11 protein-coding genes and 1 tRNA gene are annotated in these 13,548 nt (G+C 60.3%); 4 read left to right on the top strand and 8 right to left on the bottom strand.

Going from position 1 to position 13,548, the window contains the following annotated elements; translation table 11 throughout:
- Positions 1–41: 41 nt before the first annotated feature.
- Positions 42–998 (top strand): aldo/keto reductase, encoded by a 957-nt coding sequence (locus tag HMPREF9237_RS05435; protein ID WP_016442729.1) that lies wholly within the window; start codon positions 42–44, stop codon positions 996–998.
- On the opposite strand, the gene HMPREF9237_RS05430 is transcribed toward HMPREF9237_RS05435, so the two are convergent.
- A complete protein-coding gene (locus HMPREF9237_RS05430; RefSeq protein ID WP_016442728.1) occupies positions 995–1,384 on the bottom strand; it encodes a hypothetical protein in 390 nt (129 codons plus the stop codon). The two genes, HMPREF9237_RS05435 and HMPREF9237_RS05430, sit on opposite strands and share 4 nt — an antisense overlap.
- 133 nt (positions 1,385–1,517) lie before the next feature.
- Positions 1,518–1,602 (bottom strand) — tRNA-Leu (locus HMPREF9237_RS05425).
- A gap of 212 nt (positions 1,603–1,814) precedes the next feature.
- On the opposite strand from HMPREF9237_RS05425, the gene HMPREF9237_RS05420 reads away from it, so the two are divergent.
- Positions 1,815–3,839 carry a M3 family metallopeptidase gene (locus HMPREF9237_RS05420; RefSeq protein ID WP_231366708.1) on the top strand — a complete coding sequence of 675 codons (2,025 nt, stop codon included), beginning with the start codon at positions 1,815–1,817 and terminating at the stop codon, positions 3,837–3,839.
- Between the two features lie 135 nt (positions 3,840–3,974).
- On the top strand, positions 3,975–5,027 hold the full coding sequence (locus tag HMPREF9237_RS05415; RefSeq protein ID WP_016442726.1) for a GNAT family N-acetyltransferase: 1,053 nt from the start codon (positions 3,975–3,977) through the stop codon (positions 5,025–5,027).
- Between the two features lie 15 nt (positions 5,028–5,042).
- On the opposite strand, the gene HMPREF9237_RS05410 is transcribed toward HMPREF9237_RS05415, so the two are convergent.
- From HMPREF9237_RS05410 to HMPREF9237_RS05395, 4 genes are all read right to left on the bottom strand, one after another.
- Complete coding sequence (locus HMPREF9237_RS05410) at positions 5,043–5,630, bottom strand: hypothetical protein (RefSeq protein WP_016442725.1); 588 nt, start codon at positions 5,628–5,630, stop codon at positions 5,043–5,045.
- Positions 5,631–5,783: 153 nt separating this feature from the next.
- Positions 5,784–9,035 carry an error-prone DNA polymerase gene (locus HMPREF9237_RS05405; RefSeq protein WP_016442724.1) on the bottom strand — a complete coding sequence of 1,084 codons (3,252 nt, stop codon included), beginning with the start codon at positions 9,033–9,035 and terminating at the stop codon, positions 5,784–5,786.
- A 2-nt stretch (positions 9,036–9,037) separates the two neighbouring features.
- Positions 9,038–10,732 (bottom strand): Y-family DNA polymerase, encoded by a 1,695-nt coding sequence (locus HMPREF9237_RS05400; RefSeq protein WP_016442723.1) that lies wholly within the window; start codon positions 10,730–10,732, stop codon positions 9,038–9,040.
- On the bottom strand, positions 10,732–11,493 hold the full coding sequence (locus HMPREF9237_RS05395; protein ID WP_016442722.1) for a hypothetical protein: 762 nt from the start codon (positions 11,491–11,493) through the stop codon (positions 10,732–10,734). Before HMPREF9237_RS05395 ends, HMPREF9237_RS05400 begins: the two co-directional genes overlap by 1 nt.
- 116 nt (positions 11,494–11,609) lie before the next feature.
- On the opposite strand from HMPREF9237_RS05395, the gene HMPREF9237_RS05390 reads away from it, so the two are divergent.
- The gene (locus HMPREF9237_RS05390) at positions 11,610–12,083 is read left to right on the top strand and encodes a tRNA (cytidine(34)-2'-O)-methyltransferase (protein ID WP_016442721.1); all 474 of its coding nucleotides are present in this window, start codon (positions 11,610–11,612) and stop codon (positions 12,081–12,083) included.
- 90 nt (positions 12,084–12,173) lie between these two features.
- Here the strand turns inward: HMPREF9237_RS05390 and HMPREF9237_RS05385 are convergent, their stop codons facing one another.
- Together HMPREF9237_RS05385 and HMPREF9237_RS05380 are read right to left on the bottom strand one after the other, a co-directional pair.
- Entirely contained in the window at positions 12,174–12,470 is a 297-nt protein-coding gene (locus HMPREF9237_RS05385; RefSeq protein WP_016442720.1) for a helix-turn-helix transcriptional regulator, read from the bottom strand.
- A gap of 167 nt (positions 12,471–12,637) precedes the next feature.
- Positions 12,638–13,495, bottom strand: coding sequence for a TrmH family RNA methyltransferase (locus HMPREF9237_RS05380; RefSeq protein ID WP_039898973.1), 858 nt, complete (start codon positions 13,493–13,495; stop codon positions 12,638–12,640).
- Positions 13,496–13,548 lie beyond the last annotated feature (53 nt).

Below are 13,548 nucleotides of genomic sequence, written 5' to 3'. Positions count from 1 at the left end.
GCGCGGCGGCGCTGTACAGTGCGGTGGTTTAGAGTGGAGCCATGGATTATCGTGCGGTTGGTACCAGCGGACTTCTTGTATCCGCTCTCGGCTTGGGAACGCTCACGTGGGGTCGCGATACCGATGAGGAGGAGGCCCGCGGGCAGTTGCGTGCTTTCCTCGACGCGGGCGGCACCCTCGTGGATACTTCACCGGCTTTCGGTGATGGCACGGCAGAAGCGCTGCTCGGCTCCTTGCTTAGCTCTTTTTTTGGCGACGCCGCCGCTCGCTCCCAGCTCACTATCTGCACCCGGGTAGGTTTCCTCGATAATCCGAGCGGTCCCACCTACAGCGTGTCGCGGGCCGGTATTGAACGTTCCCTCGAGGCATCTCTCTCCCGGCTCGGTATCGAGACGGTAGATATCGCGGTGGCCGGCGGCCCCGATGGAGTGACCCCGGATGAGGAAACTGCGCTGGCCCTGGCGGGGCTGGTAACGCACGGTAAAGCGCGCTACATCGGAGTATCGGGTTATGAACCCTGGCGGGTAGCGGCGATGCACACCCTCTTGCACGAACGCCACCTGCCTCCGCTGACCGTGGTAGAAGAAGAGTATTCGCTTGTGGAGCGGAGTGTAGAAAAATCCACGCTTCCCATGTGTGAAGCTATGGGGATCGGGCTGCTCGCCACCTCAGCCCTCGGGCGGGGCGTGCTCACCGGGAAATACCGGCACTCCATTCCCGCCACCTCGCGGGCTGCCTCCGATCACCTTGCTGCCTTCATCGCCCCCTATTTGGATGAAAGGCCGCGCCGGATCGTGGAGGCAGTAGCTAAAGCTGCTGACGGGTTGAACTGGAATCCCGCCGAAGTTGCGCTGGGATGGCTCCTAGCCACCCCGGTGAGCGCAGCTCTGGTGGGCGCACGTACCGCCAGCCAATTAACAAGTCTGCTCGGGGCAAACCTAGCGGGTGGTGAGGAACTGCCCGATCTGGTGATCGAGGCACTCAACGATATTTCTTAGGAGCGGGACCCTGCGGAGTCCTCATCCTCTTCATCATCGAGACCGGGGTAATCGTCCTCATCATCCTCGTCGTCATCGTAATCAACGTCCGAATCGTCATCATCGTCGTCCAGATCGTCGTAATCATCGGTGTCGTAGAGGTAATCCCCGGAATCGTCATCATCATCGTAGAAATCGTCACTATCGTTATCGAAAACATCCAGCGGTGTTTCGACATCAAAATTCGTGAAGATGACGTCATCGTAAATGGTGTAAGCATCCGCCAGCTTATCGGCGGCTTCCAGCACCGCCGGAGCTTCCGGGTCATCAGCGGTAGTAGCCGCCTGGTGGAAATCCTCGAAAGCACCGATGAGACGGTCAAGCGCAGCGCGCGGATTCGTAGCCATGGCCCTAGAATACCCCGAAAGGCACGCGATTAGCTAACCTCTTCGGCACCGGGTCTCTCCGCAGAGCAGGCCGGGAAAGCACCGGGCATGCGAAAAGCCCCGGAAGTTGGTATTTTCCAGGGCTTTCTCACCGTGCGCGGAGGGGGACTTGAACCCCCACCCTCTATACGAGGACTAGCACCTCAAGCTAGCGCGTCTGCCTGTTCCGCCACCCGCGCGGTGATTGCCATTCAGCACACCGTGCTGAGCAACAGAGAAGAATCTACCAGGCCCGCGCCCGTTTTTTCAAATCCTAGGGCCGGGACATGGTGTGATTCCACTTACGCACCCTGGTGCGGGTTCTGGTGCGGGTTCTGGTGCGGGCCCCGCCGGTACTTGTATCGCGGGCCACGCTAGTACTTGTTCGGCCCGGCCCGCTACCGTTAAGCCTATGAGTACTCTCTTACCTGATTTTTCGCATGTGACCCCGGCATCTCAACTTGCTACGGTCCTTGATTTGATGGAGCACCAGCGCGGCGTCGTCGCCTCTCTTCTCGAGGTTACAGATGCGCCCACCGTTGATAATTTCCTGCGCCCCTTTGAGCTTTCCGGCGCGCAACTCGAGGTGGAAGCTTCGATTTTCTACACCTATTGTTCCTCGATTGGCGGGGCGGAATGGGATCGTGTTGAGGCCGAGCTCAGCCCGAAAATGACCGCACACGAAGACGCGCTGTATATGGATCCGCGGTTGTACCGGCGTTTTGAACAGCTGTGCCAGGCGGATCTGGATCCGGAAACCGCGTATACCGCCCGCGAGCACCTCAAGCGCTGCCAGCAGTCCGGTGCCGGGCTCGATGAAGCGGCCCGGGGCGAACTGGCGACTATCAATAACCGCATGGCCGAACTTTCTACCGAGATCGGTCAGCGCATCGTGCAGGCCGGCCTGGATGATGCGGTGGAATTCACCGAAGCGGAGCTGAACGGACTTTCGGCTTCGCAGCGCGAAGGCTTGGCCGGGGAGGCCGCCGCGACGGATAGCTCGGCCGCTTATCTTGCCACGCTGCGTCTTCCCACCCAGCAGCCCCTGCTGGATAATTTGGACGACGCCGCAGCCCGCGCCCGCCTCCTGGATGCTTCCCTGCGGCGCTGTGATGGTCATGACGCGGCCACCGATACCCGCGAGTCCATCCTCGAATTGGTGCGACTGCGGGCCCGGGCGGCCAAGCTGCTCGGCTACCCGAACCATGCCGCCTACGTGGCCGCAAATTCTTCGGCCGGGACGCTGGAGAATATCGATGCGCTCCTCTCCCCCATGATGGCCCCCATTGCCCGCAATGTTGCTGCCGAAGCTGAGGAGCTGGCCGCTTTCGTCAAGGAACGCTGGGCGAAGGACAGCTTCACCGCTAGCGATTGGGTGCGGGCCCAGAATCAGGCGCGTGCCGAAAAGTTCAGCATTGATGACGAGGCCCTCACCCCGTATCTCGAGCTCGATAATGTGCTGGAAAAGGGTGTTTTTTACGCGGCGAATAAGCTTTATGGCCTGACTTTCACCCGCACCGAAGAACACGGGTATACCGATGACGTGGTCGTCTGGAAGATCACTGAAGAAGATGGCACCTTCCTCGGCTACTTCCTCGGTGATTACTACGCGCGGCCCGGTAAGCGCGGGGGTGCGTGGATGCACGCCATCGTGCAGAAGTCCGCGGAGGGAGCCCCGGCCTCGGTTATCTGCAATAACCTCAATATCACCAAGCCGGCTCCCGGCGAACCCACCTTGCTGAGCTGGGACGAAGTGGAAACCGCCTTCCACGAATTCGGGCACGCCCTGCATGGCTTCCTCTCCGATGTGCGCTGGCCCTCGGTGGCCGGAACGAATGTTCCGCGCGATTTCGTGGAATACCCCTCCCAAGTCAACGAGATTTGGGCGCGGCATCCGGAGGTACTCTCGCGCTACGCTCGCCACTACCAGACCGGGGAGGTTCTTCCGGCCGCCCAAACTGAGGCACTCGTTGCTTCGCGCGGCTACGGCGCCGGCTTCCGCATGTGCGAAATTGAGCAGGCGGTGCTCCTGGATCAGGCCTGGCACCGGCTCAGTGAAGCCGAAGTCCCGGCAAGCCCCGCGGACTTCGAAGCTTTCGAAGAGAAGGCTTTGCGGGCCACGGGAGTCCAGCATGAGCTGGTGCCCCCGCGGTACCGTAGCGCCTACTTTAACCACGTTTTCTCCGGTGGCTATTCTGCCGGGTACTACTCGTACACCTGGTGTGAAGCCCTGGACGCGGATACGGTGGCGTGGTTCCAGAACGATGCCGCACGGGAGGGCGATCTCGGCCTCAATCGGGAGGCTGGCGAAAAGTTGCGCCGCGAGGTTCTCTCGCGGGGTAATTCACGTGATCCGAAGGAGTCCTTCGCGGCGCTCCTCGGGCGGGATGTCGATGCCACCGCCCTGCTCAAGCGGCACGGCCTGGTGGAAGCCTAAGCTCTGAGATCGGCTGCTTCTTGCGGTGCTTCTAGGATTGCGTGAGGAGCGCCGGGAACTGGCGCGAGGCCCGAACTGTCTGGCGGTTCGGGCCTCGCGTTTTTGTAGGCTTGCTGGCCTGCGTACACTAAAGCCATGCAGGAGTTCACACTAACCACGCCATCGTACTTTCTCAGCGCTCCGAGCCCCGCGGATGTTCCCGCGCTGGCCACAATATGCGCAGATCCGGATATTCAACGCTGGACCACGATTCCGGCCGGGTATTCGCGCTCTGATGCCGAAACTTTCGTCACGGAGTTCGCGCCGCAAAAATGGGCAGAAGGTTCACCGGTGTGGTTGATCCGCCGTGGTCCGGAATCGGCTCCCCTGGGCTGTGTGCAGGTCGATGTAACGGGGAACGGGCTCATCGGCCGGCTCGGTTTTTGGGCCGCCAAGGAAGCTCGCAATACCGGGATGGTGACGGAAGCCGTTCGTTCCGTCCTGGAGTATTTCTTCGATAAGACCGATCTGGCGGCGATGCACTGGGATTGCGAAGTGCAAGGTTCGGATATCAATTGGGCATCGGCGAAGGTCGCCTGGAAACTCGGTTTTTCTTTTGTCGGTATCCGCCCGGCCATCACAGTGAATAAAGGCGAGATCTACGGCCTGTTCCAGGCCACTCTCCAGCGTGGGGATGCCATGAAGCCCGCGCATGCCTGGTTTGGCCCCGGTGAGAAGCACCCGGCTTTTCCCGATCCGCGCCGCCCGGAGGATCTGGTGCGGCAATTCCACGAAACGTACGCGCTTCCTATTGTCACGGATGGACCGAATGCGGATCGGCCACGCCTGCCGATGCGTATGTCCCTCATCGCGGAGGAATTTACCGAATTGGTGACGGCCGCCTACGGGAAGGCGGCCGGTGAGCAGATCAGCGCGGCTTTTGCGCGCGCTGTTGATCTTGATGACGAGACCCGAGATATTGTTGAGATTTCGGATGCGCTCGCGGATTTGGTATACGTGATTTACGGGATGGCCCTGGAACTGGGAATTCCTATGGCCGATGTGCTTGCCGAGGTGCAGGCTTCGAATCTATCAAAGCTGGGGGCGGACGGCCGGCCGATCTATCGGGAGGACGGCAAAGTTCTCAAAGGCCCGAATTTCTTCAATCCGGATATCCCGCGCGTTTTGGGAATGTCCCCGCGCGCTTAGGGCCTGCACTCCCGCTTATTGCGTTGCTGCTGGGTGCTCGTACTCATCGCGATTCGTTCCGGACGTACCAGCATCTGTAGAACCGGGCGTATGGGGCTTGCCCACTCCGGGAGCAGCGTTCTCTCCCGGAGTTCCGGGCGTGGGAGCAGCTGCGTCGTCGTCAATAATGGCGTCTTCAATGTAATCGCTGAGGCTGGCGGAGAGAATCTGTTGGGATAGCACGTCGATTCGTTTGGAGAGCTTGCGCCGTTCCGTGAGCCGCTGTGGGCGGGCCATCGCGTCAAGGACGGGGATGGCCCGTTCAATAGAGTCGAGTTCTGCACGCCAGGCCGCGGCTTTTTCGGCAATTTCAGCGGTGTTGGCAGAGGCGTAGAGATAGGTGACCTGCTCTTTGAGGATGTCGATGCGGCCGCTCAGGCTGTGCGCTTCCCGCTCGTTCGGCTTTTTTCCGGCAAGTTGATGCATACGGTCCTGGAGTTTGGACACAATTTGCGGATTCTCGCGGATGAGGGCGCGCAGTTGCGGTCCGTAACGCGTGATTACGAAAACGATGGCGGGGCCGATCCGACGCGCAAGCCGCAACAGTGCCCGATATTTACCCATTACCTTGTGCCTCCAGATTCTGTGCGGGTGATGCTCCGGGTAGGGAGCAACTTCAGTTATCGTATCGATTGTTCGCGGCCGGTTGCGTTCTTTTCGCTAAGAGGTTTTAAGCTACGACGACGCCGCACTTTCGCCACCGGCCCTATCGCGCGGCTAGCGAAAATCCCGGGAAGGCAGGCTGATCCCGAGCGGGATAGCTTCGATTCCATCCGCGTGGAAAACAGCGGCTCCGCCATCGCGTTCAATCATCCCGCGGATGACCAGGGCGTTCGAGGTGCGCGCAATCTCCCGGTATCGTTCCCATAGCTGCGGAGTGATGAGGACGTTGAGCATCCCGGTTTCGTCCTCAAGGTTGAGGAAGGTGATGCCTTTCGCGGTATGGGGACGCTGGCGGTGAGTAACAAGCCCGGCCACTTTGCACCGGCTTTTTTCCGGATGCGTGGACGCTGCGGCAACCGTAAGAATTCCACGCGCGCTAAGAGCTGGGCGAATAAATTCCGTCGGGTAGGAGTCGGGAGAAATACCGGTGGCGCGCAGATCCGCATGAGCTTGTTCCACGGCGGTGAGTTCCGGGAACTCCGGTACCGCTCCGAAAGGTTCGGTTCCGGGAATCGCGGGCTGATATGTGGTGCCCCGTGCGATATCAGCATTGCTCACGGCTTGGGCAATCCAGACACCTGCCCGTCGGCTCAGCCCCAGACTATCCGTGGCTCCGGCGCGGGAGAGAATTTCGATATCCGCTGTTTTTAGCCGGGCTCGCTGCGCCAGATCCGCGAGGTCACGGAAAGGCGCGTGGGAGCGTGCCGCGAGAATTCGCTGGACTGCTGCGTTCCCGAGGCCTTTGATGCTAGTGAGCCCGAGCTGGAGGTAGCGCTGGCTATCCACGTGGACACGCGGATGTTCCCGTTTCTGATGCAGCTCCGTATCGCACAGTTTTTCCACACTTGCGTGTTCTTGCGAACGCGTGACATCCGCCCGCCGCACCACGAGGTGATGCCGCCGCGCATCGGCAACGAGGGATTGCGGGGAGTAAAAGCCCATCGGTTGCGCATTCAGCAAACCCATATAGAACTCTTCCGGGTGGTGAACTTTGAGCCAGGCGGAAGCATAAACGAGGTAGGCGAAGGAAAAGGCGTGTGATTCGGGGAAACCGAATTCGGCGAAGGCGGCGAGTTTCTCATAGATTTCTGCGCGCACCACCGGATCAGCTATCCCCTGTTTTTCCATGCCTTCCATGAGTTGGCCGCGCAGGCGTTCCATGCGGGCAGCTGAGCGTTTGGAGCCCATGGCTTTGCGGAGTTGATCGGCCTGCGCGGGGGTGAAGCCCGCGGCGTCAATGGCAATATGCATGAGCTGTTCTTGGAAAAGCGGCACCCCCAGGGTTTTTTCCAGCGCGTTTTTCAGGAGTGGATGGGAATAGGTAACTTTTTCTTTGCCTTGTTTACGCCGAATATACGGGTTGACGGATCCACCTTGAATAGGTCCGGGTCGGATGAGAGCCACCTCGATAACAAGATCATAGAAGCATTCGGGTTTCAGGCGCGGCAGGGTGGCGATTTGCGCGCGAGATTCCACCTGGAACACTCCGACGGTATCGGCTGCTTGGAGGAGCTTATAAACGTCCGGATCTTCTGCCGGCACATTGTGCAAGCTGAGGGGGTGGCCATTAGGAGCCAGAATTCCGCGGTGCGCGAGTTCGGTGAAGCTGATACGCAAGGCGGTGAGCATTCCGAGTCCGAGAAGATCGAATTTCACGAGCCCGGCGGTAGCGCAATCATCTTTATCCCATTGCAGTACTGTTCTTCCCGGTTTGGAGGCCCAACCTACCGGGCAAACGTCAATGACCGGGCGGTCACAGAGCACCATTCCGGAGGAATGAATACTAAGATGACGCGGGAGCCGCTGTATCCGGTTAGCCAACGTGGCAACACGTTCGGGCAGCCCGGCTGGCTGGAGCTGTGCGCCACTACCCGAGCTGATACTGCGATGGTGGAATGCTGATGCCCACTGGTCGATACGGCCCTCCGGATATCCGAAAGCCCGAGCCACATCGCGGAGAGCAGAGCGGGGCCGATAGGAGATAACATTGGCGACCTGGGCAGCGCGGGAGCGTCCGTACCGTTCGTACACATGCTGGATGACTTCTTCGCGGCGTGAGGATTCGATATCAATATCAATATCGGGTGGCCCCGAACGCCCCGGAGACAAAAATCGTTCAAAAAGCATGGAGTATTTCACGGCATCTACGGAGGTGATTCCCAGGGCGAAACAGACGGCAGAGTTCGCGGCCGAGCCGCGCCCCTGGCACCAAATGTCACGCGAGTGGCAAAAGGACACTATTTCTTCCACGATAAGGAAGTATCCGGGGAAACCCAGGTTGGTAATAACCTCGAGTTCGTGCTCAATCACTTCCCAAGCCCGCGGGTATTGCGCGGGTGTTCCGTAGCGTTCGCGGGCTTTACGCATCACCAGTTCCCTCAGCCACGTGGCTTCGGTATATCCTTCCGGGACCGGGAATGGGGGAAGATTCGGCGCGACGAGGGAGAGGTCAAAGGCACATTCTTCGGCAATACGAGCTGCGGCCTCCAGGTACCGTTCGCGCCCGCGGTGCAGAATACGCAAGGCGTGACCGGAGCGCAGATAGGCTCCGGCGGCGGGCAGGTAGGGATCTATCTCATCGAGAGTGCGGCGGGCCCGGGTGGCCGCGAATATATCGGCAATCGGACGGTCCGCGGGACGTGCATAGTGGACGTTACCGGTGACCGCCGCGCGAACCCCAGCTTCCCGGGCCAGTTCTTCGAGAAGGTCACATCGCTGCGCATCAAGAGGCCCGGCATGGGAGGTGAGTTCCACGACGACGTTAGCTTTCCCGAAGATGTCGATAAGAAGATCAAGTTCTTGCCGGGCCGCGCGGCGGGCCCCACTGCCGCGCTGGGTATCAAGAATTCGGCGGAGGGCGCTTTTACGGCAGCCGCCGGTGAGGACGAGAATATCGCCATTATTGCGTGCAAGATGAGCCAGAGTATGGTGTGCGATTCCTTTTGCACCGCTGGTGAGCATGGCTGTTCCGATAGCGCGGGAGAGGTGCTGATATCCGGCCGGGGTGCGGGCAAGGAAAACAAGATGGTCACCTTCCGGATCCGGGCCTTCGCGTGGCTGGGTGCTATCCAGTGTTATTTCGGTGCCGGTAATGGTGGGTAAGCCGGTCTCTCGCCCGGCTTGCGCGAGCTGCATGACGCCGGGAAAACCATCGTGGTCGGTGAGCGCGAGGGCTTCGATACGCAGATCCAGGCAGCCTTGCACGAGGTCTTCGGGCAGGCTAGCTCCGTCGAGAAAACTAAAAGCTGAGTGAGCGTGCAGTTCCGCGTATGGCACATAGGGAGGGCTGCTGATAAGAGTGGTCATGACTAGATATAGCTGGCAGCAAGGTACCAGCGCTCCTGTTCTCTATAGAGAAGTACAGCCCCGGTGGTGGTGACTGCTTGAATATAGGCGCGCCGGGTGGGGCGCGCCCACCAGCGCTGTTCGCTAACCCAGGGACCGGCGTAGTCGAGCACCCTGAGGAAACCTTCCGCACCGAAAAGAGGGTGGAGCGATGCGGTGGGAGGTCTGGTTCTACCCGTAGCTGAGGTGACACCGCCGAATACAGCAACACTTCCGACACCTGGAGCGGCATGTTCCGCGGGTAAAGCCGCACGGACAGTAACGGGAAAGGGATGCCAGCACTCCCCCGGGCACTGCAGCGCGGTGGTTGCTGTAATGGCAAGTGGTTGCCCGCAGGCACACAGTACAGTCACGGGATAGGGTGTGCGCAGGAGTTGTACCGGAGCGGGTTCGGGCAGCCGGCCCGGCCAGGGAAGCTGAGCCCGGGAGGTATCTACCGCCTGGCCCCAGGGAATTTCTTGTATATCTTCTTCGGGGAGGCGCCCGCCCACCCTGCGGGGTACCCGCACGTATTCTTCACCGAGGAGACTTTGGAGGCGGTGAGCCCCACGAGCTGCCGCCGCATCGCTGGCGGTGCGCGCGCCCCAGAGGGGCGTCGGATGGTTGCCCACGAGGGCAATATCCCGTGCTATCAGCTCTAATTGAGTAATACCTCCGCGGGTTTCCGCTGGAGCTTCGCTGGCATCATGCCGCCGCGCTATCCAAGCGGAGATTTGCCACCGCACCCGATCCACCACATCTTCTTGGGTGAGGAGCTCGAGGTGCCAGCTGCGTGTCATCACTTCGCCGTGTGCGGCACTCGCCCGAATATCCAAGCGAGCTGAGCCAGCCGCACCGGCACGCATTTTTGTTTCGAGCTGCCCGGCGAGATTACGCGCGGCAAAAGCCGCGTGTTCCGCGTGACTCAAAGGCGGATCAAAAGTGGCAACCACGGATATATCACGAGTATCCGGAGTCGCCTCACGAGCTGTCAGGGTGCGCGCTGTAGCCAGGTCCCACAGGTATTGCCCCATATTTCCGAAACGCGTGACAAGGGAACGCTGCCCCAGCCCGATAGCATCAGCGATAGTAGTGATACCCAGATCATGAAGTAACTCCACACAATCGCGAAGCGCGGGGCGTGTTGCTGGTGTCGCGGCAAGAAGAAAAAGTGAGATCGGTTGGCTGGCCAGCGCCTGTTCCGAAGCACCCGGAGCAATAATGCGCGAAGTGCGAGCTGCCCACAAGCTAGGAAGAGTTCCTTCCGCGATTCCAACCCGGACTTCGCACCCGGCGGCATCAACAATATCTCCCACGAGGTTTTCACACAGGCGTTCTTCTCCCCCTTCGGTACGCGCCGGCCCCGCCGCTGAAAAGATAACCACCCCCGGTTCCACCAGCGAAAAACGCGCCACTCTAGTGGAGATAGCACGCAGCACCGGATCGAAGAAACGCAGTTCACGCGCCCCATCACGTTGGATAACCTGGCATTGAGGTACGAGAGATTGCAGCTGCCGGGTAGACATATCCACCCGGGCGCCTTGCTGCCAGGCCCAGATATTGAGACTGGCCACCCGATGGTGTTCCACAACAGCTACGGGAATTTCTCTGCTAACGATCCCTGCCATTTCCGCCGCGATAATGGGCCAGTTAGGAACCCATACCGTTGCCTGGCGCATTATTTTTCACCCCTCCCCCGCGTACCGTTGACGGGTACCAAACGGAGCCCGCCCCCGGTAACCTGCCCGCGCGGAACCCGGTGTGCCGGAGTAGCTTCGCGTACAGATGGCACCGCACGCAGGCCCGCGGCTGGATGCCAGCCAGTAGCATCCCATTCAATACGCAGGCGCGCACCGTGCCCGGAGCGAAGCTCCACAGTGATATACGCTATATGCCCGCTTCCGTTAGCCGGGCCCCTCACCGATTCATAGCGCGCATTCACCCGATCCCGAACCTGCCAATTTTCCGCAATAAGAAGCGTTTCCCGGTTACGTGCCCGCTGTGCAAGCCGGCGCTGCTCCCGCGTATCTAGGCGCAGCGCACTCCCCACAATCACCACGTCAAAAAGATCAATAGCGGCTGAAAGGGCTGCCCCGCTCCGCGCCGGCGGGAGGTAGGGAATAGTAACAATCCGATTGAGATCACTGCCTAACCCGACGCAGGCCTCCCAGCCCATATCAGGCATACCCAAGTAGATGCACCACGCGCCTTGTGCACTCACCAGGGAGGCCACCAAGGCCAGTGCAATACGCGAACCGCTGACTCCGAGCGTCATTCCCGGGGCGAGGCCCCGCGGAAAAAGCGGAGAAAGTTCCGGGGGAAGATCCCAGCCTTTCCCGCCCGACTGCGGTTGTACTTGCGGTTGCGAGCCGGCTAATCCCACCGCGGATTCCGCCCGGGCAAGTGCGGCCCGCGCGGCCGCTAATTTCTGCGCACCCATAGCACCCCCCACAACACATTAGAACGCATGTTCGATTTTACGGTACGGATTTACTCTACCGAAGGGATACGACACAAAAATCGCGCGCGAAATTCTCAGGCTAGTACCCTAGATGGGTGCTTCATATTGTTTTCTTCGAGCCGCGCATTCCCGGTAATACCGGCGCGGCCATTCGCCTAGCGGCGTGCACCGGCGCCACCTTGCACCTGATTGAGCCCCTCGGTTTCGATTTCTCTGACGCGCATCTCAAACGCGCCGGCTTGGACTACCACGACCTCGCCAGCCTCGTTATTCACCCGAATTTTGAGGAGTTTCTCACCAGCGCACCCGATGCTCGCATCTTTGCTTTTACCGGACACACCCAAAACAACTTCGCCGAAGTCTCCTACCAGCCCAACGACTATCTCCTTTTCGGGCCGGAACCAACCGGCTTGCCCGCGCGCGTCGTCGCCCACGAACGTATCACCGCGGCGGTGCGCATACCAATGCTCCCCCACCTACGATCTCTTAATCTTGCTAATGCGGCATCCATCGCCGTTTACGAAGCCTGGCGTCAGCTCGGATACCCCGGCGCCGCCCAATTTTCCTAAGGTATTTCACTGGCCCATCTCAGTGCGATGGCCCGCGCCTTATGTCCGGTATATCAAACTACCTCACACCAACGCTGGCCAGGGCTCAGGCTACAAGCCCTCCTCACGAAGCGCCTGATCGTAGAGGCGCTCGGCTTCACCGAGGAGTTCCCCGGCGGACATTTCGAGCGCTCGGGCCAATTGGAGCAGTGTGCGCAGCTGCGGATTAGATGGCTTTCCGGTTTTATGATCGGAGCGCCCACTTTCTAGCGATTGCAACGTGGTGCGGTTGAGATTGGCGCGCAAAGCGAGATCTTCTTGCGACATTCCCAGGCTTTCACGCCGGTCACGTACTGTTTTCGCCAAGCGCCACGCGACGAGCGAATCAATTCGGGAACTGTCCTGCACCCTTCCACTTTCGTCGTGCGTAGCACCTTCTTTCCACCGGGTATACCCGGCATTAACAGTAATTATTTTCTCAATTAGCCGCTCTACGTGCCGCTTCGTTACGCTCCGCTTCTCTCAGTGACGCTTCCACCCCGGGGCAGTATCAGCACGGGCCCGCTGCTTCTGCCTCAGTTGCGGGTGCGCAGCGCCCAGCAGGCCACCGCGCTCGCGGCAGCCACATTGAGGGAGTCCACGTGCCCGGCCATGGGAATAATGACCCGGGTATCCGCGCTCGCGACAGTGCGTGAGCTCAGGCCGTCCCCTTCCGTTCCGAGAATAAGCGCGACCCGCGAATCCGGGGCCAACACATCAGCTCGGTTCGCAAAATCGTCCAGAGTTTCGGCGTCGTCCTCCAAAGCTAGTGCGGCCGTGAGGAAACCGAGACCGTGCAATTTTTCGATACTGCGCGGCCATTCGTGGATTCGCGTCCACGGCACCTGGAACACGGTCCCCATGGATACTCGGACCGAGCGGCGATACAGCGGATCGGCACAGGTATCGGTCACCAGCACCGCATCGACCCCGAGTCCGGCGCAGGAACGAAAAATAGCGCCCACATTTGTGTGGTCCACCAGGCCTTCTAGAACGACGACGCGCCGTGCCCCGCGCCCCTCGCGTGCCTGCGATAGCAGGGTTGCCACATCGGCCAATTCCGGGCGGTGCATCGCGGCCAGGGCACCCCGATGAACTTTGAAGCCGGTTACTGCCTGGAGCATCTCATCGGTACCCACGTAGATGGGCGCCGCCGCTCCGTCTGCCTCCCAACCGCAGCGTTCCAAGCAGGATTGCAAATCCGGAAGCCAGCGGGGGGAGGTGAGAAAAGAGCGCGGCTGATGGCCGGCCTGCAACGCACGCTCAATAACTTTCGTCGATTCGGCCATATATACCCCACGCTCAGGCTCGAGTAAGCGGCGCAGGTGCACATCGGTGAGCCGGAAATAATCATCGAGTTCGGGAGCGGCAACGTTATCGAGGTAAATCAACACATAGCAAGCGTGCCACCGCGTCGGTACCCGATACAAATCACCGGGGCCGCACC

The organism is Actinotignum schaalii FB123-CNA-2 (assembly GCF_000411135.1).
Lineage (GTDB): Bacteria > Actinomycetota > Actinomycetes > Actinomycetales > Actinomycetaceae > Actinotignum > Actinotignum schaalii_A.
Note: the sequence above shows the minus strand (reverse complement) of the source record. Positions and strands in the feature narration are given on the sequence as shown.